At 57.9% G+C, this 26145-nt stretch carries 18 protein-coding genes, 2 tRNA genes and 3 rRNA genes; 4 read left to right on the top strand and 19 right to left on the bottom strand.

Going from position 1 to position 26145, the window contains the following annotated elements; translation table 11 throughout:
- Nucleotides 1-3: 3 nt before the first annotated feature.
- Nucleotides 4-456: a ribosomal protein S18-alanine N-acetyltransferase gene (gene rimI, locus BLU24_RS06075; protein WP_090286286.1), complete on the bottom strand. Its 453-nt coding sequence runs from the start codon at nucleotides 454-456 to the stop codon at nucleotides 4-6.
- The gene (locus BLU24_RS06070) at nucleotides 449-1210 is read right to left on the bottom strand and encodes an energy transducer TonB (protein ID WP_093098323.1); all 762 of its coding nucleotides are present in this window, start codon (nucleotides 1208-1210) and stop codon (nucleotides 449-451) included. The genes rimI and BLU24_RS06070 overlap by 8 nt, the downstream gene beginning before the upstream one ends.
- Nucleotides 1211-1431: 221 nt before the next feature.
- Between BLU24_RS06070 and mksB the strand changes: the two genes are divergently transcribed.
- From mksB to mksF, 3 genes are read left to right on the top strand one after another with little or no spacing between them, the layout of a single operon-like run.
- Entirely contained in the window at nucleotides 1432-2712 is a 1281-nt protein-coding gene (gene mksB / locus BLU24_RS06065) for an Mks condensin complex protein MksB (RefSeq protein ID WP_167359908.1), read from the top strand.
- On the top strand, nucleotides 2702-3403 hold the full coding sequence (gene mksE / locus BLU24_RS06060) for an Mks condensin complex protein MksE (RefSeq protein WP_090286292.1): 702 nt from the start codon (nucleotides 2702-2704) through the stop codon (nucleotides 3401-3403). The genes mksB and mksE overlap by 11 nt, the downstream gene beginning before the upstream one ends.
- Nucleotides 3400-6240: an Mks condensin complex protein MksF gene (mksF, locus tag BLU24_RS06055; RefSeq protein WP_093098320.1), complete on the top strand. Its 2841-nt coding sequence runs from the start codon at nucleotides 3400-3402 to the stop codon at nucleotides 6238-6240. Before mksE ends, mksF begins: the two co-directional genes overlap by 4 nt.
- Nucleotides 6241-6432: 192 nt before the next feature.
- Here mksF and BLU24_RS06050 read toward each other — a convergent pair whose 3' ends face one another.
- The 14 genes from BLU24_RS06050 to BLU24_RS05980 all read right to left on the bottom strand — a co-directional run bounded on the left by BLU24_RS06050 (nucleotide 6433) and on the right by BLU24_RS05980 (nucleotide 21835).
- Nucleotides 6433-8736, bottom strand: coding sequence for a PqiB family protein (locus tag BLU24_RS06050; protein WP_093106464.1), 2304 nt, complete (start codon nucleotides 8734-8736; stop codon nucleotides 6433-6435).
- Nucleotides 8729-9352 carry a paraquat-inducible protein A gene (locus BLU24_RS06045; RefSeq protein ID WP_090286297.1) on the bottom strand — a complete coding sequence of 208 codons (624 nt, stop codon included), beginning with the start codon at nucleotides 9350-9352 and terminating at the stop codon, nucleotides 8729-8731. The genes BLU24_RS06050 and BLU24_RS06045 overlap by 8 nt, the downstream gene beginning before the upstream one ends.
- Nucleotides 9339-9998: a paraquat-inducible protein A gene (locus BLU24_RS06040; protein ID WP_090286299.1), complete on the bottom strand. Its 660-nt coding sequence runs from the start codon at nucleotides 9996-9998 to the stop codon at nucleotides 9339-9341. The genes BLU24_RS06045 and BLU24_RS06040 overlap by 14 nt, the downstream gene beginning before the upstream one ends.
- A gap of 146 nt (nucleotides 9999-10144) precedes the next feature.
- A 5S ribosomal RNA gene (gene rrf / locus BLU24_RS06035) occupies nucleotides 10145-10260 on the bottom strand.
- A gap of 151 nt (nucleotides 10261-10411) precedes the next feature.
- A 23S ribosomal RNA gene (locus BLU24_RS06030) occupies nucleotides 10412-13305 on the bottom strand.
- A gap of 234 nt (nucleotides 13306-13539) precedes the next feature.
- Nucleotides 13540-13615: transfer RNA gene (locus BLU24_RS06025), tRNA-Ala, on the bottom strand.
- A gap of 10 nt (nucleotides 13616-13625) precedes the next feature.
- Nucleotides 13626-13702: transfer RNA gene (locus BLU24_RS06020), tRNA-Ile, on the bottom strand.
- 123 nt (nucleotides 13703-13825) lie between these two features.
- Nucleotides 13826-15362, bottom strand: a 16S ribosomal RNA gene (locus BLU24_RS06015).
- Together the 16S, 23S and 5S rRNA genes with 2 tRNA genes alongside form the textbook arrangement of a ribosomal RNA operon.
- 485 nt (nucleotides 15363-15847) lie before the next feature.
- Nucleotides 15848-16471: a protein-methionine-sulfoxide reductase heme-binding subunit MsrQ gene (msrQ, locus tag BLU24_RS06005; RefSeq protein WP_093098317.1), complete on the bottom strand. Its 624-nt coding sequence runs from the start codon at nucleotides 16469-16471 to the stop codon at nucleotides 15848-15850.
- On the bottom strand, nucleotides 16471-17484 hold the full coding sequence (msrP, locus tag BLU24_RS06000) for a protein-methionine-sulfoxide reductase catalytic subunit MsrP (protein WP_093098314.1): 1014 nt from the start codon (nucleotides 17482-17484) through the stop codon (nucleotides 16471-16473). The genes msrQ and msrP overlap by 1 nt, the downstream gene beginning before the upstream one ends.
- A gap of 63 nt (nucleotides 17485-17547) precedes the next feature.
- Entirely contained in the window at nucleotides 17548-18405 is an 858-nt protein-coding gene (gene pssA, locus BLU24_RS05995) for a CDP-diacylglycerol--serine O-phosphatidyltransferase (RefSeq protein ID WP_093098311.1), read from the bottom strand.
- Between the two features lie 148 nt (nucleotides 18406-18553).
- Entirely contained in the window at nucleotides 18554-19570 is a 1017-nt protein-coding gene (gene ilvC, locus BLU24_RS05990; RefSeq protein WP_003228216.1) for a ketol-acid reductoisomerase, read from the bottom strand.
- Nucleotides 19571-19616: 46 nt separating this feature from the next.
- Nucleotides 19617-20108: an acetolactate synthase small subunit gene (gene ilvN / locus BLU24_RS05985; RefSeq protein WP_003176102.1), complete on the bottom strand. Its 492-nt coding sequence runs from the start codon at nucleotides 20106-20108 to the stop codon at nucleotides 19617-19619.
- Between the two features lie 2 nt (nucleotides 20109-20110).
- Nucleotides 20111-21835, bottom strand: coding sequence for an acetolactate synthase 3 large subunit (locus tag BLU24_RS05980; protein WP_090288639.1), 1725 nt, complete (start codon nucleotides 21833-21835; stop codon nucleotides 20111-20113).
- Between the two features lie 399 nt (nucleotides 21836-22234).
- Between BLU24_RS05980 and BLU24_RS05975 the strand changes: the two genes are divergently transcribed.
- Entirely contained in the window at nucleotides 22235-22651 is a 417-nt protein-coding gene (locus BLU24_RS05975) for a DUF4124 domain-containing protein (protein ID WP_093098308.1), read from the top strand.
- A gap of 19 nt (nucleotides 22652-22670) precedes the next feature.
- On the opposite strand, the gene BLU24_RS05970 is transcribed toward BLU24_RS05975, so the two are convergent.
- From BLU24_RS05970 to mrcB, 3 genes are read right to left on the bottom strand one after another with little or no spacing between them, the layout of a single operon-like run.
- Nucleotides 22671-23006: a YqcC family protein gene (locus tag BLU24_RS05970; RefSeq protein WP_093098305.1), complete on the bottom strand. Its 336-nt coding sequence runs from the start codon at nucleotides 23004-23006 to the stop codon at nucleotides 22671-22673.
- The gene (locus BLU24_RS05965; RefSeq protein WP_093098302.1) at nucleotides 23006-23755 is read right to left on the bottom strand and encodes a tetratricopeptide repeat protein; all 750 of its coding nucleotides are present in this window, start codon (nucleotides 23753-23755) and stop codon (nucleotides 23006-23008) included. Before BLU24_RS05965 ends, BLU24_RS05970 begins: the two co-directional genes overlap by 1 nt.
- 16 nt (nucleotides 23756-23771) lie before the next feature.
- Entirely contained in the window at nucleotides 23772-26096 is a 2325-nt protein-coding gene (mrcB, locus tag BLU24_RS05960; RefSeq protein ID WP_093098299.1) for a penicillin-binding protein 1B, read from the bottom strand.
- Between the last annotated feature and the right edge of the window lie 49 nt (nucleotides 26097-26145).

The following is a 26145-nucleotide window of genomic DNA, read 5'->3' as shown; positions in this document are numbered from 1 at the left end:
GCTTCAGTCAACAAGGGTGCAGGCCATCACCACCGCATCTTCACGCCCCCCCACCGCCGGATAATAATCCCGGCGCCGGCCAATCTCGTTGAAGCCATAACGCTCATACAACTTGAATGCCGCAGTATTGCTGTCGCGCACTTCCAGAAAGCACTCCCGAGCTTCAGCCTTGTAGGCAATCGACATCAGATGCTCCAGCAACGTCAGCCCCAGCCCACGTCCCTGGTTCTCAGGCTTGACGGTGATGTTGAGCAGGTGCGCCTCGTCGAGAATGATTTGCACCACACCGTGCCCGACCTGCTGCTGCCCTTCGAACATCAGCCAGATCTGGTATTTGCCGAGACCGTCGAGAAAAATTCCCCGGGTCCACGGATGGCTGTAAGCGGCGTACTCGATTTTCAGCACTGCCTCGAGATCCGCCTCGGTCATCGGGCGGAAGGTTACCGCGTCACTCATTCGATTCTTTCCAGCGCGCCATCAGCCGACGCATGGCTTGCCACACAGCGGCTTTGCGCTGCGGCTCTTCCATTAACAATTCCAGACCGGGAATCGCCCAGGCCGGGCCCAGACCTTCGATCTGCAATTCACGATTGAACGCCTCGGCGTCCGCTTCGCCGGCAAAACGCACGGCCGGCAAGCCGATCAGCCACAGGCAGGCGCAGGGTGCCGCTTCCATTTGTACCGAGAGGAAACCCTGGACGAAGTCCCGCGCCGCGTCCGGGCCTTGGTCCAGCGTGCCGCGATTTAGCCACGGCCAGCGCACCGGCTCACCGACGATTTGCGGCGCATCCGGCAGACCCGCGGCGCGCAGCATGTCCTTGAGCAACAGATAAGCCGGGTCGCGGCTCTGGAACGCTTCGCCTGTGGGTAACTCGACCAGCAGCAGGCAGCGCCCGGCGCGCAGCAATTGCAGGGCAAAACGTGGCGGTGGCACCGGCGCGGGTTTGGCGACGACCGGCGTGGCCACGGCCTCTTCCACCGGTTTGGCACCATTGCGGGTGCTGGCCAGCGAAGGCCGTGGCACCTCGACTTTCGGCCGTTCGCTCGGCCGCGCGATCGCCGGCTGCACCGGTGCCTGGACTTGGGCCTGGGCCTGAGGCGCAGTCACGACGGGCACTTCTGGCTCAGGCTCGGGCATGTCCAGCAACTCGGGCCGGGACGGCGCGGCGAAGGGCAATTCGGTGCGCGGCAGCCAGGTGACCACCTGCATGGCGTTCAAATAGGCGCGGCGGCGGGACTCGATAAGCAAGGGTCGGCCACTTGTGGATAACGGAAAGTGCGCTGATTCTACCGCCCTTCGCTCAAGATCGCCTGCTGTTGATCGATGCACTTGATTGAAAAGAAAGGCAGCAGTCCGTCCCGAGAGTGAATCGCATCGGCTTCGATGCAGTACAATCGCGGCTTTTAATCGCCAACCAGCCGGCCATTCCGATGATCGAACCCAAGCGCGTCTTGCGCGCCCTCGCTGAACACTGGGCACTTCTGGAGCCACTGTGCGAGCACTTCGACCAAGGCACCCTGAGCCTCAACGAACTGCGCACGCAACTGGCCGCCCAACAACTCGACAGCACGCCGCAGGACATCACCAGCCTGCTCGACGTGTGGATTCGCCTCGACATCCTGGTGCCCGTGGCGAAAAGCCCGAACCGTTTCGAGCTGAACGCGCAGATCCACGACTTCCTTGCCTACCTGCGCCGCGAACACCGGCTGGGCCTGTGCCTGGAAATCGAAGCCTACCTGCGTCACCTCGAACGGCTGGCCGGTTACATTCAGGACGCCTTCGAAGTACGCGACGGCAACGACCTCGCCCGCCAATTGCGCCTGCTCGACATGCGCGTGCGCGACGTGCTGAAGAAACTCGACAACGACGAACAGGCGCTGGTCGCTGTGGCCGAACGCGCCAAGACCAGCGACCGGCAGATTCCGTTGCGTCAGCGTTACGCCGAAGTACTGGCGACGTGGGACGAATACGTCGAGCCGATGATCGATCTGGTCAACGCCGACGGCGCCTTTGAACAAGGCGTGCGCAAGGTCGAAACGGTGTTGCTGAAAATGCTCAGCGAACAGCAGCGCCTCGGCCATCTGGTCGATGACGACATGCTTCTGCGCACCCACGCGCGCATCCTCGAAATGCAGACCAGCGCCCAGCTGACTTTGCGGCACGCCCGCGAACTGCTGCTGCCGTTGCGTGAAGAAGCGCGCCGGCACAACGCCGTGACCCGTGGTGCGGCATTGGCGCTGGCGGCGATCCGACGTAAAGGCATCGACGCAGTACCACAGGCGGCGATGCCATTGTTCACCCGCCCGCAAAGTACCTTCCTCGGCAGCGCCAGTCAGGTCGAAGCCTACGTCTATGCGCTGGCGCGTTTCGAGCCGAAACCGGCGCGCTTCCCGAAGGCGCACAAGACCCAGAAGGCTGGCGATGCCCCACGTGCGCCGCGCACCGTGCGCGAGATGGTCGACCGCTGCGAAGAAGCTCTGCCGATGCCGGATCTGATGACCTGGCTGCTGGAGCAGGAACCGGACGGCGCCACTGACGAATTGCTCTACTGGTTCTCGCGCCTGTCGCGGGAAAAACGCTTCAAGCGCGAGCGTCTGGAACGCCGCGAATACCACACTCACGAGCATCAGGTCAGCCTGCGCTCCTTCGCCCTGCTCTCGGCCAGCGACACCGCCGCCGAGGATTCTGCGAGCATCCCCCATGCATCTTGATCTTTCCGAACTGTCGCAACTGGCGCCGATCTTCCGCGAGTTGTTCAAGGGCTACCACGTCAGCCGCCGCGACCCGGAGCTGTACGCCCAGTTGTCGAATTTCCAGGACCAGTACCGCACGCTGTTCAAGGCGCTGGGCTTTGAACTGGTCTGCGACACCCGTGGCTTCTACTACTTCGTGCCGGACATGGCCGCCGCGGCGGTGAACAAGACCGCCCAGCGTCTGGCGTTGTTCACCTTCATCCTCGTTGAGCATCTGGCTGATCAGGGCCGCGACCCGATCGCCGTCCTCGACGGCGGCAGCCTCGGCCGTGAAGAATTGCCGTCGCTGCTGGACAAGTATCGCGACCTGTTCATCCAGGCCGAAGTGCAGACCGTCGAAGAACTCGAGGAAAAGATCATGCGCCGCATGACTCAACTGGGTTTCGCCGGCGAAGAAAACGGTGTGTACCGCTTCCTGCCGCCGATGCACCGTTTCCTCGATGTGTGCCTGTCGGTGCAGCAGGACCGCGACCTGGCGGCCAGCGTGCACAGCGTGCTGCCGCTGCCGGCACCAGTGCTGATCGACGAAGCGGCGGAAGCCAGATTCCTCGAAACCGACGACCCACTGGACCTCAGTGAGTTTGCCGAAGAAAGCGAAGAAGACGCACTGGCCCGCGCCATTGCCGAAGAACAGGAGTCCGACGCATGAGCCAGGAACGCTACGGCATCCGCCGCTTTGCCCTTTTGAACACCGCCGGTTACAGCCTCGGCTTGTTCCCGCTGGAAGAACCGCTATCGGTTTACGGCGCGAACAACCTCGGCAAATCGGCATCGATCAACGCCTTGCAGTTCCCGATTCTGGCGCGCATGTCGGACATGAGTTTCGGCAAGTACAGCCTCGAGCAATCGCGGCGCTTCTACTTCGCCTCCGACACCAGCTACATCCTCGTCGAAGTGAACCTGCCTCACGGCCCGCACGTGATTGGTGTGGTCGGTCGTGGCCCGGGCGGGGGGTTCGGTCACCAGTTCTTTGCCTACGCCGGCAAACTCGACCTGGCCCATTACCAGAAAAACGACACCTGCCTGCGCCAGAAAGAGCTGTTCAGCAACCTTGAGAAAGAAGGCCTGAAAGCCTACGAACTCAAGCCTGACGAACTGCGTCGTTTGCTGGTCGGCGGTCACACGTCGATCCCGCTCGACCTGACGCTGATTCCGCTGCGCTCGACCAGCGAGCAAAGCCTGAAAACCTTCCGTGCGCTGTTCATCAACCTGCTGCACATGCGCGAAATCACTGCGGCCAAGCTCAAGCAGCTGTTCCTCGATGCCTTTGAGCACAGCCTGCGTTCCGGCAGCGTCGATTACATCGCCGCGTGCGAAGAAGCCTTCCGCGACGTACGACGTATGGAGCAGGATTACAACTCATTGGTTGCCGCCGGTCCGTTGGTCGAAGCGCTGGCCAACGGCGTGAAACAGCGCGATGTGCTGCGCGGCAAACTGCATCGCCTGTCGCCGCTGCTCGATTCGCTGCTCGGCACCTGGTCCGACTACGCCACCGCGCGCAAGGAAGAGCTGACGCTGCAAGCCGAGCACTACCGCCGCGAGCAGGACGATCTGCAAAACGATCAGCGCGGCGGCACTCAGGAACTGATGCGTCTGGAGCGGGAGATTTCCGGCATCCAGCGCTGGCTCGGCGAGCTGTCGGTGCTGAAAAACCGCTTCGCGCTGGTCGATGACGTCAAAGTGCTCGAGCAACAATTGCTCGCCGCCAAAGACGCGCACGACGAACTGGCCGGCGCGCTGGCGCAGTCGCGGCAGTTCAGCGCCGAAGATCTCGAAGAGCGTCTGCGCGATCTGGAAAAACGCCTGAAGTCGGTGAAGCAGCAACTCGATAACGCCGACAACAACAGCTACGCCCGTCTGCGCGAAGAATTCTCGCAACAGGACGTTGAACGCCTGATGCGTCTGTTCAACAGCGCGCTGTTCAGCCTGCCGCTCGGCGAACACGGCATCACCCTCGACGAGAACGGCGAGTGGGTCAAATCGGTCGAGCTGATTCTTGATGGTTTCAAAGGCGAGCGCTTCGAAGTGCCGGGCCTGTCGATCGACATCTCGCACATAGAGCCGCCGGCCCTGCAAGCGCTGGCCGACCGCGCCGCGTTGCGCGATCAAAAAGAGCGTCTGGAAAAAGAACTCAAGCAACTGAAAACCCAACAAGCCGTGGCCGCTGACCGCGCCGCGAGCAAAACCCAGACCGAAGCGCTGTACCAGCAGGTACTGGATGCGCAGAAAGCGCTGGAAGATTTCCGCCGCACGCAAACCCTGAGCGCCGAAGAAGCCGACAAACTCGAGCAACTGGCGCAACTGGAAGCCGCACAGGACGAACTCAAGCGCTCCAGCGATGCCTTCACCGAGCGCGTCCAGCAACTGTCGGCCAAGCTGCAACTGGTCGGCCGGCAGATCGCCGACATGGAAGCCAAACAACGCACGCTCGACGACGCCCTGCGCCGCCGCCAGCTGCTGCCAGCGGACCTGCCGTTCGGCACGCCGTTCATGGACCCGGTCGACGACTCGATGGACAACTTGCTGCCGCTGCTCAACGACTATCAGGACAGTTGGCAGGGCTTGCTGCGCGCCGACGGTCAGATCGAAGCGTTGTATGCGCAGGTGCGCCTCAAAGGCGTGGCCAAGTTCGACAGCGAAGACGACATGGAGCGCCGCCTGTCGCTGCTGATCAACGCTTACGCGCACCGCACCGATGAAGCACTGACGCTGGGCAAGGCGCGCCGCGCGGCGGTCACCGACATCGCACGCACCCTGCGCAACATCCGCAGCGACTACGACAGCCTTGAGCATCAACTGGCGCTGTTCAACCGCGAGATCAACAAGCGTCAGGTTTCCAACCTGCAAAGCTTCCGCATTGTCCTGGCACCGAACAAGGAAGCGCTCAAGCACATCGATCAGATCATCCACAGCGCCGGTCAGTACGAAGAAGGCGAAACCCTGTCGGTGTTCGATCTGAGCCAGAGCGCCGAGCAGGACAACAAGAACGAAGAGGCCAAGGAATATCTGGCGCGACTGGTGGCAGCGAACCACAACCAGCTCGGCCTCAAGGACTTGTTCGAACTGGCCTTCGAGATCACCAAGGTCAACGGTCAGCCGGTGATCCACACCGACATCGATGGCGCGGCGTCCAACGGGACGACCATGACCATCAAGGCGCTGACCAACATGTACTTGTTGCTGCACTTGATGGACCGCGACCTGGCCGGCCGTGTGCGCCTGCCGTACTACCTCGACGAGGCGGCGGACATTGACGAGAAGAACCAGGCCGCATTGCTGGAAACCAGTCTGCAACTGGGCTTCGTGCCGATTCTGGCGAGTGTGAAGCCGCAGGTCTGCGCCAGTGTTGCGATCGACCTGGAAGGCGGCAGCGGCCCGGCGGGGATCTACATCGATGAGGCGGACTGGAAATACATCCGTCGCCATGATGTGGTGAAGGCCACGTTGAACGTGCAGGCGGATGAGCCGGAGCTGGATGCAGTTTGATCGGCTTTGACTGAAAACGAAAAAGGGCCGCGATCCGATGGGATCGCGGCCCTTTTTTATGGCTTGAGTTTTGTGCTGTCTTTTAGGGCCTCATCGCTGGCAAGCCAGCTCCCACAGGAATTTGTGTTGTGAACACGATCCCCTGTGGGAGCCAGCCTGCTGGCGATGAGGCCAGCCGAAACACCGCAGGATTTACTTACCGAGCGAAATCTTCGGCGCCCAGGTCAGCCACTCATCCTCGAACTTGTCGAACAACGGGAACGTCTGCTCGGCCCGCGCCGGATTGCCCATGCGCTCGCCGTCCGGCGTAGCGAAGGCGATGCCGCCCTGAATCAGCGTTTCCAGCGATTCAGTGCGCACCGTGACACCTTTGAACAAGCCGTAATCAAAACCGACCCCGCTGGTGTTCCAGAAGCGGCTGCCACTGCGCACCAACGGCGCGTATTTCGGCTCGATCAGAATGTGTACCAGTACCCGGTCAGCCGTCTGGCCCAACTCATAACCAGTGACTTTGCCTACGGTGATTTCCCGATAAGTAACCGGCACACCCGGTTTCAGTGAGCCACGACGCGCCGCGCTCAATACCAGACTCAACCCCGCCTCCTGCTTCGTCACTTCCGGAGCCTCAGCCAGGGCGACAAAGTTGTTCTGCGGGCCAAGGTTCTTCGCCGCTGGTTGCACCTCGATGTACTTGCCGGTGACCAGGGTTTCGAGGTTCTCGGTCTTGATCAGGCCCAGTTCAGGTTTGACCACCCAGAACTGACTGCCGACCCGGGCGATCTTCTCCGGCACTTCGGTTATACGTGCGGTGAGGATGACCGACTGCAGATCGTCAGTCAGGTCGACGCTTTCGATCTTGCCGACGTCCAGCCCCTTGAAGCGCACCGGAGTGCCGCTGCGCAGACCGTCCGCGCGATCAACCTTGATGGTGACCACGGCGCCCTTCTGGTTGGCATCGTCGTGACTGGCGAACAGGCGGAAACGCGGAATACGCTTCTGCAATGGCGCCTTGGCCTGTGGCGTTTCAAAGGCGATGCCACCAGCCATCAACGTCTGCAGCGACTCGCTCTTGACCTGAATCCCGCCGGTCAAACCGCCGGTCAGCGTAACGCCGCTGACATTCCAGAAGCGCGTCGAGGCGTTGACCAGATTTTCGTATTCTTTCTCGATGTGCACACCGATGATCAATTGCTTGCGGGTTTTGGAGAACTGGTAACTCTGCACCGAACCGACCTTGACCTGCTTGTACAGAATCGGACTACCGACATCGATGGAACCGAGGGTATCGGTGAACAATACCAGGTGCAGGCCCGGTGAACGCAGGTCGAGTGGCGGCGCTTTCGGTCGCGCTTCGAATTCACGCTTCGGCGCCGCGCCTTTGTCACCCGGACGCACCGCGATGTAGTTACCCTTCACCAACGCTTCCAGCCCGGTGATACCCGCCAGAGAAATCGACGGCTTGACCACCCAGAATTGTGTGCCGTCGACCAGATAATCTTCGGCCAGAGGATCGAGGGTCAGCTCGGCAGTAGCGCTGTTCAGATCCGGATCGACCTTGAGGGCTTTCAGGTTGCCGACCTGAATGCCTTTGTACATCACTGGCGTACGACCGGCCTGCAGGCCTTCGAAGTCGCTGAGTTTGACCTTCACGCGGATACCCGCTGCCGCCGCATCAAAGTCTTCGTAGAGACGGAACGGCAGGCTTGGATCGGTCGGCGGGCTGTCCTTACGGTTCTCGGGTGTGGCGAAGGCGATGCCGCCGGCGACGATACTGGCCAGCGATTCGCTGCGCACTTTCACCCCGGACAGGTTAGCGTCGATGCTGATGCCACTGGCATTCCAGAAACGTGTGTGTTTGCGCACCAGTTTGGCGTAGGTCGGCTCGATGAAGACCTTGAGTTCAACAGTGCTCTGGTCTTCCGACAGCAGATAGCTTTTAACCTGACCCACCTGAATCTGTTTGTAGAACACCGGGCTTCCGCGATTCAGCGAGCCGAGGCGGTCAGCCTTGATGGTCAGGTGCAGGCCGGGCTTGGCGTCAGACAGCGGAGGCTCTTCGGCCAGCGCCTTGAACTTGCGCGTCGGCTCGCCTTCGCCCGGACTGATAGCGACGTAATTACCCGACACCAGGGTTTCCAGGCCGGTAATGCCGGCCAGGGTCACGCTCGGCTTGACCAACCAGAACCGCGTGCTGGTTTTCAGGTACTGTTCGACGTCCTTGTTCATTTCGACGGTGGCAATCACGCCTTTGGAGTTGCCTTCATCGTCGAGCTTGAGCGTCTTGACCTTGCCGACCGGCATGCCTTTGTAGACCACTTCAGTCTTGTTGGCCTGGATGCCTTCGCCGCTTTCAAAGCGAACCTGGATTTCGATACCGGTTTCGGAGTAGGCACGCCAGCCAAGCCAGCCGCCGATGATCAGCGCGATCAGAGGCAGCACCCAGATGGCAGACCAGTTAGAGGCCGGTCGGGTTTTCGCTACAGGCAAATCAGTCATGGTCGTCATCCGACTCCGTGTTATCCCAAATCAGCCGGGGATCAAAAGTTACTGCGGCAAGCATCGTCAGAATCACCACAGTGGCGAAGGCGATGGCACCAAGATTGGCTTCGACACTGGCGAGTCGGCCGAAGTTGACGACCGCCACCAGAATGGCGATCACAAAAATATCGAGCATCGACCAGCGACCGATGAATTCGATAAAGCGGTACATCCAGATGCGCTGACGCGCGGATAGCGGCTGACGTCGCTGCACCGAAAACAGCAGCAGCGCAATGCCGACCAGTTTGAAGGTCGGCACCAGAATGCTGGCAATGAACACCACTGCTGCAATCGGAATCATGCCGTGCTGCACCAACTGGATCACCCCGGACATGATCGTGCTTGGATCGCCCTGCCCCAGAGAACTGACCGTCATGATCGGCAGGACATTGGCCGGGATGTAAATGATCGCAGCGGTGATCAGCAGCGCCCAGGTTCGGGTCAGGCTATTCGGACGCCGGGCGTGTACCAGCGCACCGCAACGGGTGCACGTCTGCTGATCGAGGTCGGCTTCCTGCTTGTTCAGTTCGTGGCACTCGGTGCACACCAGAATGCCTGCATCAATCGCCCGCATGGGCATCCTCTCCTGATAACGCCTGCCAGATCTGATGCGGTGACATCACCACTTCCAGCCAGACCTGTACGAGCAACAAACCGATGAAACACGCCAAGCCGAGGCCGACCGTGATTGCTGCCATATCTGCCAGCTTGACGATCGCCACCAGCACGCCCATGAGGTAGACCTCGAGCATTCCCCAGTCTCTGAGGTGGTGGTAAATGCGGTAAAGCAGCAAGCCGTAACTGCGACCGACATTGAATTGGATCGTCAGTAAAACGAATAACTGGCACAGCAGCTTCAGCAGCGGTATGGCCATGCTGCACAGGAAAACGACAATCGAAACGCCCTGCATGTCGGTGTTGAACAGGCCCACAACACCGCTCCAAACGGTGTCTTGTGAGGTTTGGCCGAGAATATTGAGCTGCATGATGGGTAAAAAGTTTGCCGGGATATACAACAGCAGCGCAGCGATCACCAAGGCAAGGCTGCGCTGCACCACGTTATGGCGGTGGGCGTACAACTCGTAACCACAACGCGGACAGACGGCCTTCTCGCCGTGAGCGAGTTGAGGCTTGCGCATCAGCAGGTCGCACTCATGACAGGCTACCAGGTCTTCCAGCGGTAATTCTGACAGCCCGGGGGCGTCAACCGACTCTGACATACAGGCTCTGGCTCCAAAAAAGGTGGGGCTATTCTAGTGCTGTGATTGGAAAATAACTGTGCAAATTTGTTCGCTAGTGCGCGCAAACTTTCCCGCAGGCAAAACAAAACCCCAACTGCTTTCGCAATTGGGGTTTCGGAATTTAATCTTGACGATGACCTACTCTCACATGGGGAAACCCCACACTACCATCGGCGATGCATCGTTTCACTGCTGAGTTCGGGATGGGATCAGGTGGTTCCAACGCTCTATGGTCGTCAAGAAATTCGGGTACCGAATCGTGGCCAGATGGCCTCGCTTCAGCAAATTGGGTATGTGACAGCTGTCGGTGTTTGTGAACATCGAACTTTCGGTTCGTTTCGTCTTCACACACCGCAATCTGGTCTGTTCGACGCAAATTGCTTGGGTGTTATATGGTCAAGCCTCACGGGCAATTAGTATTGGTTAGCTCAACGCCTCACAGCGCTTACACACCCAACCTATCAACGTCGTAGTCTTCGACGGCCCTTCAGGGAACTCAAGGTTCCAGTGAGATCTCATCTTGAGGCAAGTTTCCCGCTTAGATGCTTTCAGCGGTTATCTTTCCCGAACATAGCTACCCGGCAATGCCACTGGCGTGACAACCGGAACACCAGAGGTTCGTCCACTCCGGTCCTCTCGTACTAGGAGCAGCCCCTCTCAAATCTCAAACGTCCACGGCAGATAGGGACCGAACTGTCTCACGACGTTCTAAACCCAGCTCGCGTACCACTTTAAATGGCGAACAGCCATACCCTTGGGACCGGCTTCAGCCCCAGGATGTGATGAGCCGACATCGAGGTGCCAAACACCGCCGTCGATATGAACTCTTGGGCGGTATCAGCCTGTTATCCCCGGAGTACCTTTTATCCGTTGAGCGATGGCCCTTCCATACAGAACCACCGGATCACTAAGACCTACTTTCGTACCTGCTCGACGTGTCTGTCTCGCAGTCAAGCGCGCTTTTGCCTTTATACTCTACGACCGATTTCCGACCGGTCTGAGCGCACCTTCGTACTCCTCCGTTACTCTTTAGGAGGAGACCGCCCCAGTCAAACTACCCACCATACACTGTCCTCGATCCGGATAACGGACCTGAGTTAGAACCTCAAAGTTGCCAGGGTGGTATTTCAAGGATGGCTCCACGCGAACTGGCGTCCACGCTTCAAAGCCTCCCACCTATCCTACACAAGCAAATTCAAAGTCCAGTGCAAAGCTATAGTAAAGGTTCACGGGGTCTTTCCGTCTAGCCGCGGATACACTGCATCTTCACAGCGATTTCAATTTCACTGAGTCTCGGGTGGAGACAGCGCCGCCATCGTTACGCCATTCGTGCAGGTCGGAACTTACCCGACAAGGAATTTCGCTACCTTAGGACCGTTATAGTTACGGCCGCCGTTTACCGGGGCTTCGATCAAGAGCTTCGCGTTAGCTAACCCCATCAATTAACCTTCCGGCACCGGGCAGGCGTCACACCCTATACGTCCACTTTCGTGTTTGCAGAGTGCTGTGTTTTTAATAAACAGTCGCAGCGGCCTGGTATCTTCGACCGGCATGAGCTTACGGAGCAAGTCCTTCACCCTCACCGGCGCACCTTCTCCCGAAGTTACGGTGCCATTTTGCCTAGTTCCTTCACCCGAGTTCTCTCAAGCGCCTTGGTATTCTCTACCCAACCACCTGTGTCGGTTTGGGGTACGGTTCCTGGTTACCTGAAGCTTAGAAGCTTTTCTTGGAAGCATGGCATCAACCACTTCGTCACCCAAAGGGTAACTCGTCATCAGCTCTCGGCCTTAAGATCCCGGATTTACCTAAGATCTCAGCCTACCACCTTAAACTTGGACAACCAACGCCAAGCTGGCCTAGCCTTCTCCGTCCCTCCATCGCAATAACCAGAAGTACAGGAATATTAACCTGTTTTCCATCGACTACGCTTTTCAGCCTCGCCTTAGGGACCGACTAACCCTGCGTCGATTAACGTTGCGCAGGAAACCTTGGTCTTTCGGCGTGGGTGTTTTTCACACCCATTGTCGTTACTCATGTCAGCATTCGCACTTCTGATACCTCCAGCAAGCTTCTCAACTCACCTTCACAGGCTTACAGAACGCTCCTCTACCGCATCATCCGAAGATGATACCCGTAGCTTCGGTGTATGGTTTGAGCCCCGTTACATCTTCCGCGCAGGCCGACTCGACTAGTGAGCTATTACGCTTTCTTTAAAGGGTGGCTGCTTCTAAGCCAACCTCCTAGCTGTCTAAGCCTTCCCACATCGTTTCCCACTTAACCATAACTTTGGGACCTTAGCTGACGGTCTGGGTTGTTTCCCTTTTCACGACGGACGTTAGCACCCGCCGTGTGTCTCCCATGCTCGGCACTTGTAGGTATTCGGAGTTTGCATCGGTTTGGTAAGTCGGGATGACCCCCTAGCCGAAACAGTGCTCTACCCCCTACAGTGATACATGAGGCGCTACCTAAATAGCTTTCGAGGAGAACCAGCTATCTCCGAGCTTGATTAGCCTTTCACTCCGATCCACAGGTCATCCGCTAACTTTTCAACGGTAGTCGGTTCGGTCCTCCAGTCAGTGTTACCTAACCTTCAACCTGCCCATGGATAGATCGCCCGGTTTCGGGTCTATTCCCAGCGACTAGACGCCCTATTAAGACTCGCTTTCGCTACGCCTCCCCTATTCGGTTAAGCTCGCCACTGAAAATAAGTCGCTGACCCATTATACAAAAGGTACGCAGTCACCCAACAAAGTGGGCTCCCACTGCTTGTACGCATACGGTTTCAGGATCTATTTCACTCCCCTCTCCGGGGTTCTTTTCGCCTTTCCCTCACGGTACTAGTTCACTATCGGTCAGTCAGTAGTATTTAGCCTTGGAGGATGGTCCCCCCATATTCAGACAAAGTTTCTCGTGCTCCGTCCTACTCGATTTCATTGACAAGAGATTTTCGCGTACAGGGCTATCACCCACTATGGCCGCACTTTCCAGAGCGTTCCGCTAATCTCAAATCAACTTAAGGGCTAGTCCCCGTTCGCTCGCCACTACTAAGGGAATCTCGGTTGATTTCTTTTCCTCAGGGTACTTAGATGTTTCAGTTCCCCTGGTTCGCCTCTTGCACCTATGTATTCAGTACAAGATAACCATCTTGTGATGGCTGGGTTCCCCCATTCAGACATCTCCGGATCAAAGTCTGTTTGCCGACTCCCCGAAGCTTTTCGCAGGCTACCACGTCTTTCATCGCCTCTGACTGCCAAGGCATCCACCGTATGCGCTTCTTCACTTGACCATATAACCCCAAGCAATCTGGTTATACTGTGAAGACGACATTCGCCGAAAATTCGAATTTCTCAATTAAGAGAACTCACAAATTTTACCTTAGCCTGATCCGTTACCAGTGAAAGTAACGTCCAGTCTATCTTTCTATCACATACCCAAATTTTTAAAGAACGATCTAATCAAAAGACTAGAAATCAATATTCTCTCGGAATATTCATTTCTAAGCTTTCAGAAGCAGTTTATATGGTGGAGCCAAGCGGGATCGAACCGCTGACCTCCTGCGTGCAAGGCAGGCGCTCTCCCAGCTGAGCTATGGCCCCATAACAAAATTGGTGGGTCTGGGCAGATTCGAACTGCCGACCTCACCCTTATCAGGGGTGCGCTCTAACCAACTGAGCTACAGACCCAATTTCGAGCGCGTAACTGTTAGCCTGGAGCTATCAGCTTGGAGCTTAAAGCTGCTTCTATCGTCTTCTTCAATGAATCAAGCAATTCGTGTGGGAGCTCATGGAGCAGCTGATGTCGTCGATTAAGGAGGTGATCCAGCCGCAGGTTCCCCTACGGCTACCTTGTTACGACTTCACCCCAGTCATGAATCACACCGTGGTAACCGTCCTCCCGAAGGTTAGACTAGCTACTTCTGGTGCAACCCACTCCCATGGTGTGACGGGCGGTGTGTACAAGGCCCGGGAACGTATTCACCGTGACATTCTGATTCACGATTACTAGCGATTCCGACTTCACGCAGTCGAGTTGCAGACTGCGATCCGGACTACGATCGGTTTTATGGGATTAGCTCCACCTCGCGGCTTGGCAACCCTTTGTACCGACCATTGTAGCACGTGTGTAGCCCAGGCCGTAAGGGCCATGATGACTTGACGTCATCCCCACCTTCCTCCGGTTTGTCACCGGCAGTCTCCTTAGAGTGCCCACCATAACGTGCTGGTAACTAAGGACAAGGGTTGCGCTCGTTACGGGACTTAACCCAACATCTCACGACACGAGCTGACGACAGCCATGCAGCACCTGTCTCAATGTTCCCGAAGGCACCAATCCATCTCTGGAAAGTTCATTGGATGTCAAGGCCTGGTAAGGTTCTTCGCGTTGCTTCGAATTAAACCACATGCTCCACCGCTTGTGCGGGCCCCCGTCAATTCATTTGAGTTTTAACCTTGCGGCCGTACTCCCCAGGCGGTCAACTTAATGCGTTAGCTGCGCCACTAAGAGCTCAAGGCTCCCAACGGCTAGTTGACATCGTTTACGGCGTGGACTACCAGGGTATCTAATCCTGTTTGCTCCCCACGCTTTCGCACCTCAGTGTCAGTATCAGTCCAGGTGGTCGCCTTCGCCACTGGTGTTCCTTCCTATATCTACGCATTTCACCGCTACACAGGAAATTCCACCACCCTCTACCATACTCTAGCTCGACAGTTTTGAATGCAGTTCCCAGGTTGAGCCCGGGGATTTCACATCCAACTTAACGAACCACCTACGCGCGCTTTACGCCCAGTAATTCCGATTAACGCTTGCACCCTCTGTATTACCGCGGCTGCTGGCACAGAGTTAGCCGGTGCTTATTCTGTCGGTAACGTCAAAATTGCAGAGTATTAACCTACAACCCTTCCTCCCAACTTAAAGTGCTTTACAATCCGAAGACCTTCTTCACACACGCGGCATGGCTGGATCAGGCTTTCGCCCATTGTCCAATATTCCCCACTGCTGCCTCCCGTAGGAGTCTGGACCGTGTCTCAGTTCCAGTGTGACTGATCATCCTCTCAGACCAGTTACGGATCGTCGCCTTGGTGAGCCATTACCTCACCAACTAGCTAATCCGACCTAGGCTCATCTGATAGCGCAAGGCCCGAAGGTCCCCTGCTTTCTCCCGTAGGACGTATGCGGTATTAGCGTTCCTTTCGAAACGTTGTCCCCCACTACCAGGCAGATTCCTAGGCATTACTCACCCGTCCGCCGCTGAATCCAGGAGCAAGCTCCCTTCATCCGCTCGACTTGCATGTGTTAGGCCTGCCGCCAGCGTTCAATCTGAGCCATGATCAAACTCTTCAGTTCAAACATCTTTGGGTTTTTAAGAAACCCTAAACTTGGCTCAGCAATCGTTGGTTACATCTTTGATTTCTCGCGGAGTAACTTGTGATGCTGATAATCTTGTTGACTATCAGTCTGACTCCACAAGCACCCACACGAATTGCTTGATTCAGTTGTTAAAGAGCGGTTGGTTAAGATCTTTCGTCTCAACCGAGGCGCGCATTCTACAGCAGCCTCATTTGCTGTCAAGTGATTATTTTCAGAAGCTTTCGAAGATTTCTTCAACAACTTCAACCACTTGCGCTTTCGATCTCTCGTCAGCGGGAGGCGAATTCTACAGCGTTACACGCTGCTGTCAACACCTCTTTTTCAACTTCCTTTCGGGCTTCGATGAACTGAAACCACCTACTGCCGAAACCTACTTAACTCGTTGAATCTCAAGGAGTTTTCCGTTTCGACTGCGCCGGAAGTGGGGCGAATTATAGACACCTCAGATCTGCCGTCAACCGTTAATTTCGCTTTTCTTGCAAAACCTGCTTCCCGACCTTTAAACGCGGGATCTTGCGCATCACCGGTGGAATACGCAGAACGAGCAGCACTCCACCTATAAAGGCATAAATCGCCCACTCTTCGAGATCTGCACGAACGATCCACAACATATGCAGCAAACCCAGACCCAGAATCACGTAAACCAAGCGATGTAACTTTTTCCAGCGCACACCCAGCCGACGCTGACTGTAGCGATTAGACGTCACCGCCAGTGCCAACAAGCCAAGAAAACCCAAAGCCCCAACGATGATGTACGGCCGCTTGCGTAATTCGACCGCCAGTTGCGACCAATCGAAGCCAAGGATGAATGCCAGATAGCTACTCAGATGCAAAACCACATAGGCAAAACACCAAAGCCCCAACTGCCGGCGCACGGCGATCCACCCAGCCCACCCGGTCAGCTTCTGTAGAGGCGTCATGCTCAAGGTGATCAGCAGCAGGATCAACGTGCCCAGCCCCAGCCGATCGACCAGGACTTTGCCGGGATCAGGCCCCAGCGAATCTTCCAAAGCTTGATACAACCACAGCAACGGCCAGATGGCCGCTGTAATGAACACGCCTATCCGCCAGTACGGGAATCGCATCAATAATTCTTCCGTAGATCGAGCCCTGTATATAAAGAAGCGACTTCATCCGCGTAGCCGTTGAACATCTGCGTATCACGCACGTTCGGTTTAAACAGGCTGTTCGGCAAACGTCGCTCGCGTGCCTGCGTCCAGCGCGGGTGATCAACGGTCGGGTTGACGTTGGCATAGAAGCCGTACTCATTTGCGGCGATGCTTTGCCAGGTGGTCTTCGGCTGCTCGCTGACCAGACTGATGCGCACGATGGACTTCACACTCTTGAAGCCGTATTTCCACGGCACCACCAGACGCAACGGAGCGCCATTCTGGTTCGGCAACTCGCGCCCATACATCCCGACCGCAAGGATCGCCAGTGGATTCATCGCCTCGTCCAGTCGCAAGCCCTCGACATAAGGCCAGTCGATCAAGGCGAAACCCGAGCGCTGCCCGGGCATGCTCTTCGGATCCTGCAGGGTTTCGAAGCGGATGTACTTGGCCTTGGAGGTCGGCTCGACCTGCTTGAGCAATGCCGAGATCGGAAAGCCGATCCACGGAATGACCATCGACCATGCCTCGACACAGCGCAGACGGTAGATGCGCTCCTCGAGTTGATACGGCTTCATGAAATCTTCCAGCGCATAACGTCCGGGCTTGCCCACCTCCCCGTCCACCACAACGCTCCACGGCTCGGTTTTCAGCGACCCGGCGTTCGCTGCCGGATCGCCCTTGTCCGTACCGAATTCATAGAAGTTGTTGTAATGAGTAGCGTCTTTATAAGGCGTGATCGCCTCATCCTTGACATTAACCGCGCCCCATTGGGTAGAAGGAAGCTTTTCGGTAAACCAGGCCGGCGCTCTGCCAGGTTCGACATCGGCGTACCGCGCGGCATCATCGGCGCTGGCCCAACGCGGCAGACTGCTCATCGCAATGCCGGCCGCTGTGGCACCGAGTAATCGGCGACGCGAAAGATAAATGGATTCAGGCGTGACATCCGACTCATGGCAGTCGGACGCTTTAGGGACTTTGATCAACATGGCAACTCCGCAGCTTTGGAGGACTGATGCACCCATTGACTGCGGAGTATGCGGGAAATTACATCACTCGGCTTTTTTGTGGCGACGAAGACGCAACAGATACTGCACCGGCCCGGAAGCGGCATAAGCAAGGAACACCAGCAGCAGGATTCGCGGCGGATCGCTGAACACAACGGCGAACACCAATACCACCGCCAGGATCGCCACGAACGGCACGCGTCCTTTCAGATCCAGCTCCTTGAAGCTGTTGTACTTGATGTTGCTGACCATCAACATGCCGGCCGCAGCGACCATCAGCGCCACCAGGAACGACATCTTCGAACCCTGGATGCCGTAATCGCTGAACGCCCAGACGATACCGGCCACGACGCCAGCAGCCGCCGGACTTGCCAGACCGATGAAATAGCGTTTGTCAGCGGTACCGACCTGAGTGTTGAAGCGCGCCAGACGCAACGCCGCGCCTGCTACATAGATGAAGGCGACCATCCAGCCGACCTTGCCCATATCACCCAGCGCCCAGCCGAACGCCAGCAACGCCGGGGCGACACCGAACGCGACCATGTCCGACAACGAGTCGTACTCGGCGCCGAAGGCACTTTGCGTATTGGTCATGCGCGCCACACGACCATCGAGGCCATCGAGCACCATGGCGACGAAAATCGCGATCGCGGCAAAAGCGAAATACTTGCTCGCGTTCGCCGAATCACCGGCGCTCAACGCAGCCTGGGCACTCATCGAATTGATGATGGAATAGAAGCCTGCAAACAGGTTTGCAGTGGTGAACAGGTTCGGCAGCAGATAGATACCACGATGCCGGACTTTACGACCTTCCGCGTCGTGCCCTTCTTCGATGTGTTCATCGACGGGCAGCAGACTTTCGGCGTCAGAAGCCTTGTTCGGCTCTTCGGGACGTTCGCTCATGGACATTACCTTGCAACGGTTTGGAGAAAATTCGACAGAGGCTTGAGGACGACAGTTCGGCCACAAACGATGCAGCTTTATACCAGAACCACCGCCTCAAACGAAAAAACGCGGCCGAGGCCGCGTTTTTCGTACAAGCAACGACGACTTAGTTTTTGGCTTTGTCGACGATCTTGTTGGCACCGATCCACGGCATCATGGAGCGCAGTTGCTCGCCGATAATCTCGATACCGTGAGCGGCGTTGTTACGACGCTTGGCGGTCATCGAAGGGTAGCCGGTTGCGCCTTCGCTGATGAACATTTTGGCGTATTCGCCGTCCTGAATACGTTTCAGGGCGTTGCGCATGGCCTGACGGGATTCGGCGTTGATCACTTCCGGACCCGTCACGTACTCGCCGTATTCAGCGTTGTTGGAGATCGAGTAGTTCATGTTGGCGATACCGCCTTCGTACATGAGGTCAACGATCAGTTTCAGTTCGTGCAGGCACTCGAAGTAGGCCATTTCCGGCGCGTAGCCAGCTTCAACCAGGGTTTCGAAACCGGCCTTGACCAGCTCAACGGTACCGCCGCACAGAACGGCTTGTTCGCCGAACAGGTCGGTTTCGGTCTCGTCCTTGAAGGTGGTTTCGATGATGCCGGTACGACCGCCGCCAACGCCGGCTGCGTAGGACAGTGCAACGTTCTTGGCGTTGCCCGAGGCGTCCTGGTAGATCGCGATCAGGTCAGGGATACCACCGCCCTTGACGAATTCGGAACGTACGGTGTGGCCTGGAGCCTTCGGCGCGATCATGATCACGTCGAGGTCAGCACGTGGCACAACCTGGTTGTAGTGAATCGCGAAGCCGTGGGAGAAGGCCAGGGTGGCGCCTTTCTTGATGTTCGGCTCGATCTCGTTCTTGTACAGCGAGGACTGGAACTCGTCCGGGGTCAGGATCATGACCAGGTCGGCTGCAGCAACAGCGGAAGCCACGTCGGTCACTTTCAGGCCGTGGGCTTCGGCTTTGGCAACAGTGGCCGAACCTTTACGCAGACCAACGGTAACGTCGACACCGGAGTCTTTCAGGTTGCACGCCTGGGCGTGGCCCTGGGAACCGTAACCGATGATGGCAACTTTCTTGCCCTGGATGATCGACAGGTCGCAGTCTTTATCGTAGAAAACTTTCATGAATTTCCCCTTATATCCGGCCATTCAGGCCATGCGCTAATTTGGTTTAGATGCTGAGTACTTTGTCGCCGCGGGCGATACCGGTCACGCCGCTGCGGACGGTTTCCAGAATCGATGCGGTGCCGATGGACTGAATGAAGCTGTCGAGCTTGTCGCTGGTACCGGTCAATTGAACGGTATACACGCTGGCGCTGACATCGACGATCTGTCCACGGTAAATATCGGTGGTGCGTTTGATCTCGGCGCGCTGGGCGCCAGTGGCCTTGACCTTGACCAGCATCAGCTCGCGCTCGATGTGAGCGCTTTCCGACAGGTCCACCAGCTTGACCACTTCGATCAGCTTGTTCAGGTTTTTGGTGATCTGCTCGATGACTTCATCGTGGCCCACGGTGGTCAGCGTCAGACGCGACAAGGTCGGGTCTTCGGTCGGGGCCACGGTCAGGCTTTCGATGTTGTAGTTGCGCTGCGAGAACAGGCCGACTACGCGAGACAGAGCGCCAGGTTCGTTTTCCAGAAGCAAGGAAATAATGTGCCGCATGATTAAGTACGCTCCGTCTTGCTCAACCACATATCGCGCATCGAGCCGTCTTTGATCTGCATCGGATAGACGTGCTCGCTGGTGTCGACCGAAACATCGATGATCACCAGGCGATCCTTCATGGCGAACGCTTCTGCCATCTTCGACTTCAAGTCTTTCGATTCGGTGATGCGTACGCCAACGTGGCCGTAGGCTTCAGCCAGCTTGATGAAGTCCGGCAGCGATTCCATGTAGGAGTGCGAGTGACGGCTGCCGTAGCTCATGTCCTGCCACTGGCGAACCATGCCCAGCACACCGTTGTTGAGGATGACGATTTTCACCGGCAAGCCGTATTGCAGGCAGGTCGACAGCTCCTGGATGTTCATCTGGATACTGCCTTCGCCGGTGACGCAGGCAACGTCGTCGTCCGGGAAGCTCAGTTTGATGCCCATCGCGGCCGGCAGGCCGAAGCCCATCGTGCCCAGACCACCGGAGTTGATCCAGCGGTTCGGCTTGTTGAAGGTGTAGTACTGCGCAGCGAACATCTGGTGCTGACCGACGTCGGAGGTCACAAAGGCATCGCCCTTGGTCACTTCGCACAGGGTTTCGATCACGGTCTGCGGCTTGATCTTGCTGCCATCACCCTTTTCGTAAGGAAACAGGCCGCGATCGCCGCGCCATTCATCGACCTGCTTCCACCAGCTGGCCACAGACTCCTTGTTCGGGGTTTCGCCGATTTCCTTGAGAATCGCGACCATCTCGGTCAGCACGCTCTCGACCGGGCCAACGATTGGCACGTCGGCCTTGATGGTCTTGGAGATCGACGCCGGGTCGATGTCGATGTGGATGATCTTGGCGTTCGGGCAGAACTTCGCCGGGCCGTTGATCACACGATCGTCGAAACGTGCGCCGACGGCGAGAATCACGTCGGCATGGTGCATCGCCAGGTTGGCGGTGTAGCTGCCGTGCATGCCGAGCATGCCGATGAACTGGCGATCGGTGCCAGGGAAGCCGCCCAGGCCCATCAGCGTGTTGGTCACCGGCAGGTTAAGCATTTTTGCCAGTTCGGTCAGCGGTGCGGAACCGTTGCCGAGGATCACGCCACCGCCGGAGTACAGCACCGGACGCTTGGCCGCCAGGAGCATTTCGGCTGCCTTGCGGATTTGCCCGGAGTGACCGCGAACGGCCGGGCTGTAGGAACGCAGCTTGGCTTTTTTAGGGAAGATGTATTCGAACTTCTCGGCCGGGTTGGTCATGTCTTTCGGGATATCGACCACGACCGGGCCCGGACGACCGGATTGCGCCAGGTAGAACGCCTTCTTCATGACTTCCGGGATCTCCGAAGCGTGCTTGATCATGAAGCTGTGCTTCACGATCGGCCGGGAGATACCGATCATGTCGGTTTCCTGGAACGCGTCGGTGCCGACCATGGTGCTGGGCACCTGACCGGAAATGATCACCATTGGAATCGAGTCCATATAGGCGGTGGCGATACCGGTGATGGCGTTTGTGGCGCCTGGACCGGAAGTCACCAATACCACGCCGGCTTTACCGGTGGCACGGGCGTAGCCGTCAGCCATATGGGTTGCCGCTTGCTCGTGACGAACCAGGATGTGAGTCACTTCCGGTTCTTTGAACAGGGCATCGTAAACATGCAGGAGAGCACCACCCGGGTACCCGTAGATATATTTGACGCCTTCGTCACGCAAAAAGCGGACGAGCATCTCACCGCCAGATAAAAGCTCCACGTTGTTCACCTCTAAAACGCCAGAATACCGTCCACAAAAAAGGGGCGGGTCTTAATAGGTTTACTTCTCGGCAGAGCATGAGCGACGGTGGTCGCCGACTACGTCAGCACTGACTGAGCAAGTATTGGGATCGTCCCAAGTGTTGCGGGCCTTTCCCACCCAGCGCGAGGTAACGCGTTGCGGGTGTAACAGGTCGGCGCGGATGTGCGCCTCATGATCTACCGAGTGGGTCTGCTTCTGGCAGTCCCTCTACAGCGGACTTTGGATTCTTCTGTTTCGCCCTCTGCAAGTCAAGTCGTCTGTGTGGTTAATTGTGGGTAAGCACATGAGAACGCAAGAAAAAACCTGAAAAGCGCTACTCTGTTAGCGTCAATTGCGCAATTTTGCCAAGGAATCAGCATGCGAACGCTTCTCCTCACTCTGCTGATCGGCCTAAGCCCGTGGTGCTCGGCCGCTCAAATCTACAAATGGGTCGATGCCCAGGGCGTCACCCACTTCGATGCGCAGCCGCCTGCGGGCCAGCCATCGACCACCGTGCAAACGCCCTCCTCGCCACCGGCAAAACCTTCGGCCATGCCGGGCAGCGGGGTACTCGGCGATCAGAAAGCGATCAACGACAAGGTCAAAAAGCAGGTAGCCGAGCAACAGGCGCAGCTCCACGCGTTTTGTGAGCAGGCACGGACCAACCTTGCGCAGCTGCAAAACAATCCGCGTTTACGAGAAGAGGTCGAAGGACAGTTGAAGCGGCTTGACGATGCGCAGCGTCAGGAGCGCATCGCCGAAGCGCAGAAGCAGATTGAGCAGAACTGCCAGTGATCACTGGCAGTTCTGCGGGTCAGCGTGAGGCGGTGATCAGCAGGTCGAACTCTTTGAGCAGCACCTGCAACTGGCGATCCTTGCCCCCAAGGTTGCGCTGGGCGAAGACCATCTCGGCCATTTCCTGAATCCCCGAGGCATTCGGCAACGGCAGATCCTGCTCCAGAATCATCTTCATGCGCGGCAAGAAGATCCACTGAAGCCACTGCTCAAAGTCCAGCGTATCGACGGAAAACGGCTCGACACTGCTCAGGGCTTCGGCCGAAGGCTCAACCTCGTCCCACCAGCCCTGGGTGCGCAGCTCACGCTCGATCAGCAGCAACTGATCAGCGACTTTCGGGAAACGGGCATCCATTACAGCGAGACCTTGGCCTTCTGCCGGGCCAGCGTGGCGCCGGCGGAATCGCCTTGTTTCTCACGGGCCTGAGCGATCAACTCCCACAGGCTGGCTTGTAGATCCGGACGACCGTTGGCCATGGTCAACGCACGACGGGCAAATTGCTCGGCTTGCGGCGCATCGCCCTGAGCCATGCGCACCTGCGCGAGGCGATAAAGCACTTGCGGCTCACGCGGCGCAACGCGCTGGGCGCGCTCCAGACTCGACGATGCACCGTTGAGGTCGCCACCGGCCTGCTGCTGTTGTGCAGTGGTCAGCAAGGCGAGTACCGGGCCGTCCAGTTGCTCATCGGCTGACAAGCCACCGCTACTGCTCGCGGAAGGAATACCGCTCGGCGTCGACGGCATGCTGTAGCTGCCGGCGTTGACCGGCGCCGATTCGACCGCCGACGGGTTGTACGGCCCCGATGTGATACCGCCGGATGCCGGGCCCGGAACGATTGGCGAAGAACTGATCGGTGTCGACACGGCCGCGCCGCCGCCCGGCACCATCACCACTACACCGGTATCGCCCTGTGGAATGGCCTGGGTCTGGCCCTGCACCGGGCGCTTGACCGTCGTCTGACGGAAACCGCCGTTGGCACCGATACGCTCGCTGTTGGACACCGCTGTGCCTGAGTCGACTACGGGAATCGAACCACGCTGTACGGTAGAGCAGCCGCTGAGCAAAGCCACGGCGGTCACCGCTGGAATCAACCACTTGTTCACTTGAAACCCTCTTTGCTTAATTCATCCAGCCCTTGACCCAATCCATCACCGACTCCGGCGAGGCAGGCGTTTCGCTTGCGCACGCGGCGCCGGGTGGCGGTTCGCTGCCGCGAATATACGGCATCTGTACCGCGCCGGGGCAGTTGGCATCGGAGCCTTGCCCGGTGCGCGAATCGACCCAGGCCTGCACGACGTTGTCCGGCTGCGGCATGTCCAGCGGCAGCGGATCGGCCTTGCGCATGAAACTGGTCCAGACCTGCAACGCACCGGTCGCCCCGGTGAACGGCGTCTTGCCATTGTCGTCGCGACCCAGCCAGACCACGGCCAGCAGATCCTGACTGAAACCGGCGAACCAGCTGTCGCGCGAATCGTTACTGGTACCGGTCTTGCCGGCCAGCGTCAGCGTCTTGGGCAACACGTTATAAACCGAACTGCCGGTACCTTCACGCATCACGCGCTGCATGGCGTTCTGGATCAGATAGATGGAGGCCGGGTCGAAACGCTGTTGAATCTGGAACGGATAACGCTTGAGCGGCTCGCCTTCGGCGGTCAGTACGCTGCGAATCCCGCGCATCGGCGTGTTGAAACCACCGTTGGCCAGCGTTTGATACATGGTCGCCACTTCGATCGGGGTCATGCCGCCGGCACCGAGAAGCATCGACGGGAACGCCGGGAATTCACGCGTCACACCCAGACGACCGAGGGTCTTGAGCACGTTCGGCACACCGACTTCCAGGCCCAGACGCGAGGTCGACAGGTTGTAGGAATGCGCCAGCCCTTGATAGAGGAACACGGTGCCATGGGAACGGCGATCGTAGTTCTGCGGCTTCCACACCTGCCCGTTCGCGCCTTTGACCGACAACGGCTCATCCGACAGCCAACTGGTCAGGGTGTACTGGCTCGGTTTTTCCAGCGCGGTCAGATAAACCGCCGGTTTGATCAACGAACCGATCGGCCGCACCGCATCCAGCGCGCGGTTGAAGCCGGCGTAACTGGCCTGACGGCTGCCGATCATCGCCTGGACTTCGCCGGTTTCCGGGTTGGTCACGACCATTGCCGCTTCAACGTCATCGGAGCCTTTGCGCCCGGACAGGCGTTTGAAGGTGTCGTTGACCGAGGCTTCGGCCTTCATCTGCAGAATCGGGTCAAAACTGGTGAAGATTCGCAGGCCTTCTTCGGTCAAGTCTTCGTCGCGGTAATCCTCACGCAACTGACGTTTGACCAGATCGATGAAGCCTGGGTACGAGCTGTCGGCCAGCTTGCCGCGAGTGGTCACGCCCAGCGGCATTTTCTTCGCCGCTTCGACTTGTTCCGGCGTGGCTACGCCCTGTTGTGCAAGCACGTCGAGCACCAGGTTACGGCGCTCCAGCGCGCGCTCCGGATTACGGCGCGGGTTGTAGTAGGACGGGCCCTTGACCATGCCGACCAGCAACGCCACTTGATGCAGCTTCAGCTCGGACAATGGCTGGCCGAAGAAGAACTGGCTGGCCAGACCGAAACCATGCACCGCACGTTGACCGTCCTGCCCGACGAAGACTTCGTTGAGGTAGGCCTCAAGTATTTCCTTCTTGTCGTAATGCAGCTCCAGCAACATCGCCATCATCGCTTCGGTGAGCTTGCGGGTCAGGCTGCGTTCGCTGGTCAGATAGAAGTTCTTTACCAACTGCTGGGTCAGAGTACTGCCGCCCTGGGTCATCTTGCCGCCAGAGGTGTTGACCCACACCGCACGTGCGATCGATTTCGGCGACACGCCCCAATGGCTGTAGAAATCGCGGTCTTCGACGGCGACCAGGGTTTCGAGCAGATACGGCGGCACCTGATCGAGCTTGATCAGAATACGGTCTTCAAGATTTTTCGGATAAATGCCGCCGATCAGCAGTGGCTCAAGACGCACCACCGACAGTTTGGAGCCGTTGGTCGCCGACAGCTCGGCGACGTAATCGCCAGAGAAACGCACACGCACCGGTTGCGGTTTCTCCAGGCCTTCATAGAACTGGAAACCACGGGTATTCAGGTCAACCGTGTTGCCGCTGACGGCAGCAGCGCCGGGGCCATTGCTCACGGCTTCGCGGCGATAGCCGAGGGCATCGAGTTCGGTGAGGAAATCGTCCTTGCTGAGCTTCTGTCCGACGAACAGCTCGAGCGGGCGCGCGTATACCTTGGCCGGGATGGTCCAGCGCTTGCCGGAGAACTTCTCCTGCACCACGGCATCGAGGTAAACGGCAAAGCCGGCCAGCACGACGAGGCCGACCAGACTGAGTTTGATGGCCCAGCTCAGCCACGGGCTCAGGCCCTTGGACGGTGGTTTTTTCTTGGCACGGGGGGATCGGGATCGAGTCATGGCGGCGGATTATACGCACTTTATCGATCCTCAACAGGCACCCTCAGAG

Origin of the sequence: Pseudomonas sp. Z003-0.4C(8344-21) (assembly GCF_900104975.1) — a bacterium.
In the GTDB taxonomy this organism is placed as follows: Bacteria; Pseudomonadota; Gammaproteobacteria; order Pseudomonadales; family Pseudomonadaceae; genus Aquipseudomonas; species Aquipseudomonas granadensis.
This window is presented reverse-complemented; position numbering and strand designations above follow the sequence as displayed.

Bases quoted from the DNA above. Each gene is read 5' to 3' on its own strand.
- pssA (WP_093098311.1), bottom strand. From the start codon at position 18,405: ATGAGCGAACGTCCCGAAGAGCCGAACAAGGCTTCTGACGCCGAAAGT.
- mrcB (WP_093098299.1), bottom strand. From the start codon at position 26,096: ATGACTCGATCCCGATCCCCCCGTGCCAAGAAAAAACCACCGTCCAAG.
- msrP (WP_093098314.1), bottom strand. From the start codon at position 17,484: ATGTTGATCAAAGTCCCTAAAGCGTCCGACTGCCATGAGTCGGATGTC.
- mksF (WP_093098320.1), top strand. From the start codon at position 3,400: ATGAGCCAGGAACGCTACGGCATCCGCCGCTTTGCCCTTTTGAACACC.
- BLU24_RS06045 (WP_090286297.1), bottom strand. From the start codon at position 9,352: ATGCGGGCGATTGATGCAGGCATTCTGGTGTGCACCGAGTGCCACGAA.
- ilvC (WP_003228216.1), bottom strand. From the start codon at position 19,570: ATGAAAGTTTTCTACGATAAAGACTGCGACCTGTCGATCATCCAGGGC.
- BLU24_RS05975 (WP_093098308.1), top strand. From the start codon at position 22,235: ATGCGAACGCTTCTCCTCACTCTGCTGATCGGCCTAAGCCCGTGGTGC.
- ilvN (WP_003176102.1), bottom strand. From the start codon at position 20,108: ATGCGGCACATTATTTCCTTGCTTCTGGAAAACGAACCTGGCGCTCTG.
- mksE (WP_090286292.1), top strand. From the start codon at position 2,702: ATGCATCTTGATCTTTCCGAACTGTCGCAACTGGCGCCGATCTTCCGC.
- mksB (WP_167359908.1), top strand. From the start codon at position 1,432: ATGATCGAACCCAAGCGCGTCTTGCGCGCCCTCGCTGAACACTGGGCA.
- rimI (WP_090286286.1), bottom strand. From the start codon at position 456: ATGAGTGACGCGGTAACCTTCCGCCCGATGACCGAGGCGGATCTCGAG.
- BLU24_RS06040 (WP_090286299.1), bottom strand. From the start codon at position 9,998: ATGTCAGAGTCGGTTGACGCCCCCGGGCTGTCAGAATTACCGCTGGAA.
- msrQ (WP_093098317.1), bottom strand. From the start codon at position 16,471: ATGCGATTCCCGTACTGGCGGATAGGCGTGTTCATTACAGCGGCCATC.
- BLU24_RS06050 (WP_093106464.1), bottom strand. From the start codon at position 8,736: ATGACTGATTTGCCTGTAGCGAAAACCCGACCGGCCTCTAACTGGTCT.
- BLU24_RS05970 (WP_093098305.1), bottom strand. From the start codon at position 23,006: ATGGATGCCCGTTTCCCGAAAGTCGCTGATCAGTTGCTGCTGATCGAG.
- BLU24_RS06070 (WP_093098323.1), bottom strand. From the start codon at position 1,210: ATGCAGGTGGTCACCTGGCTGCCGCGCACCGAATTGCCCTTCGCCGCG.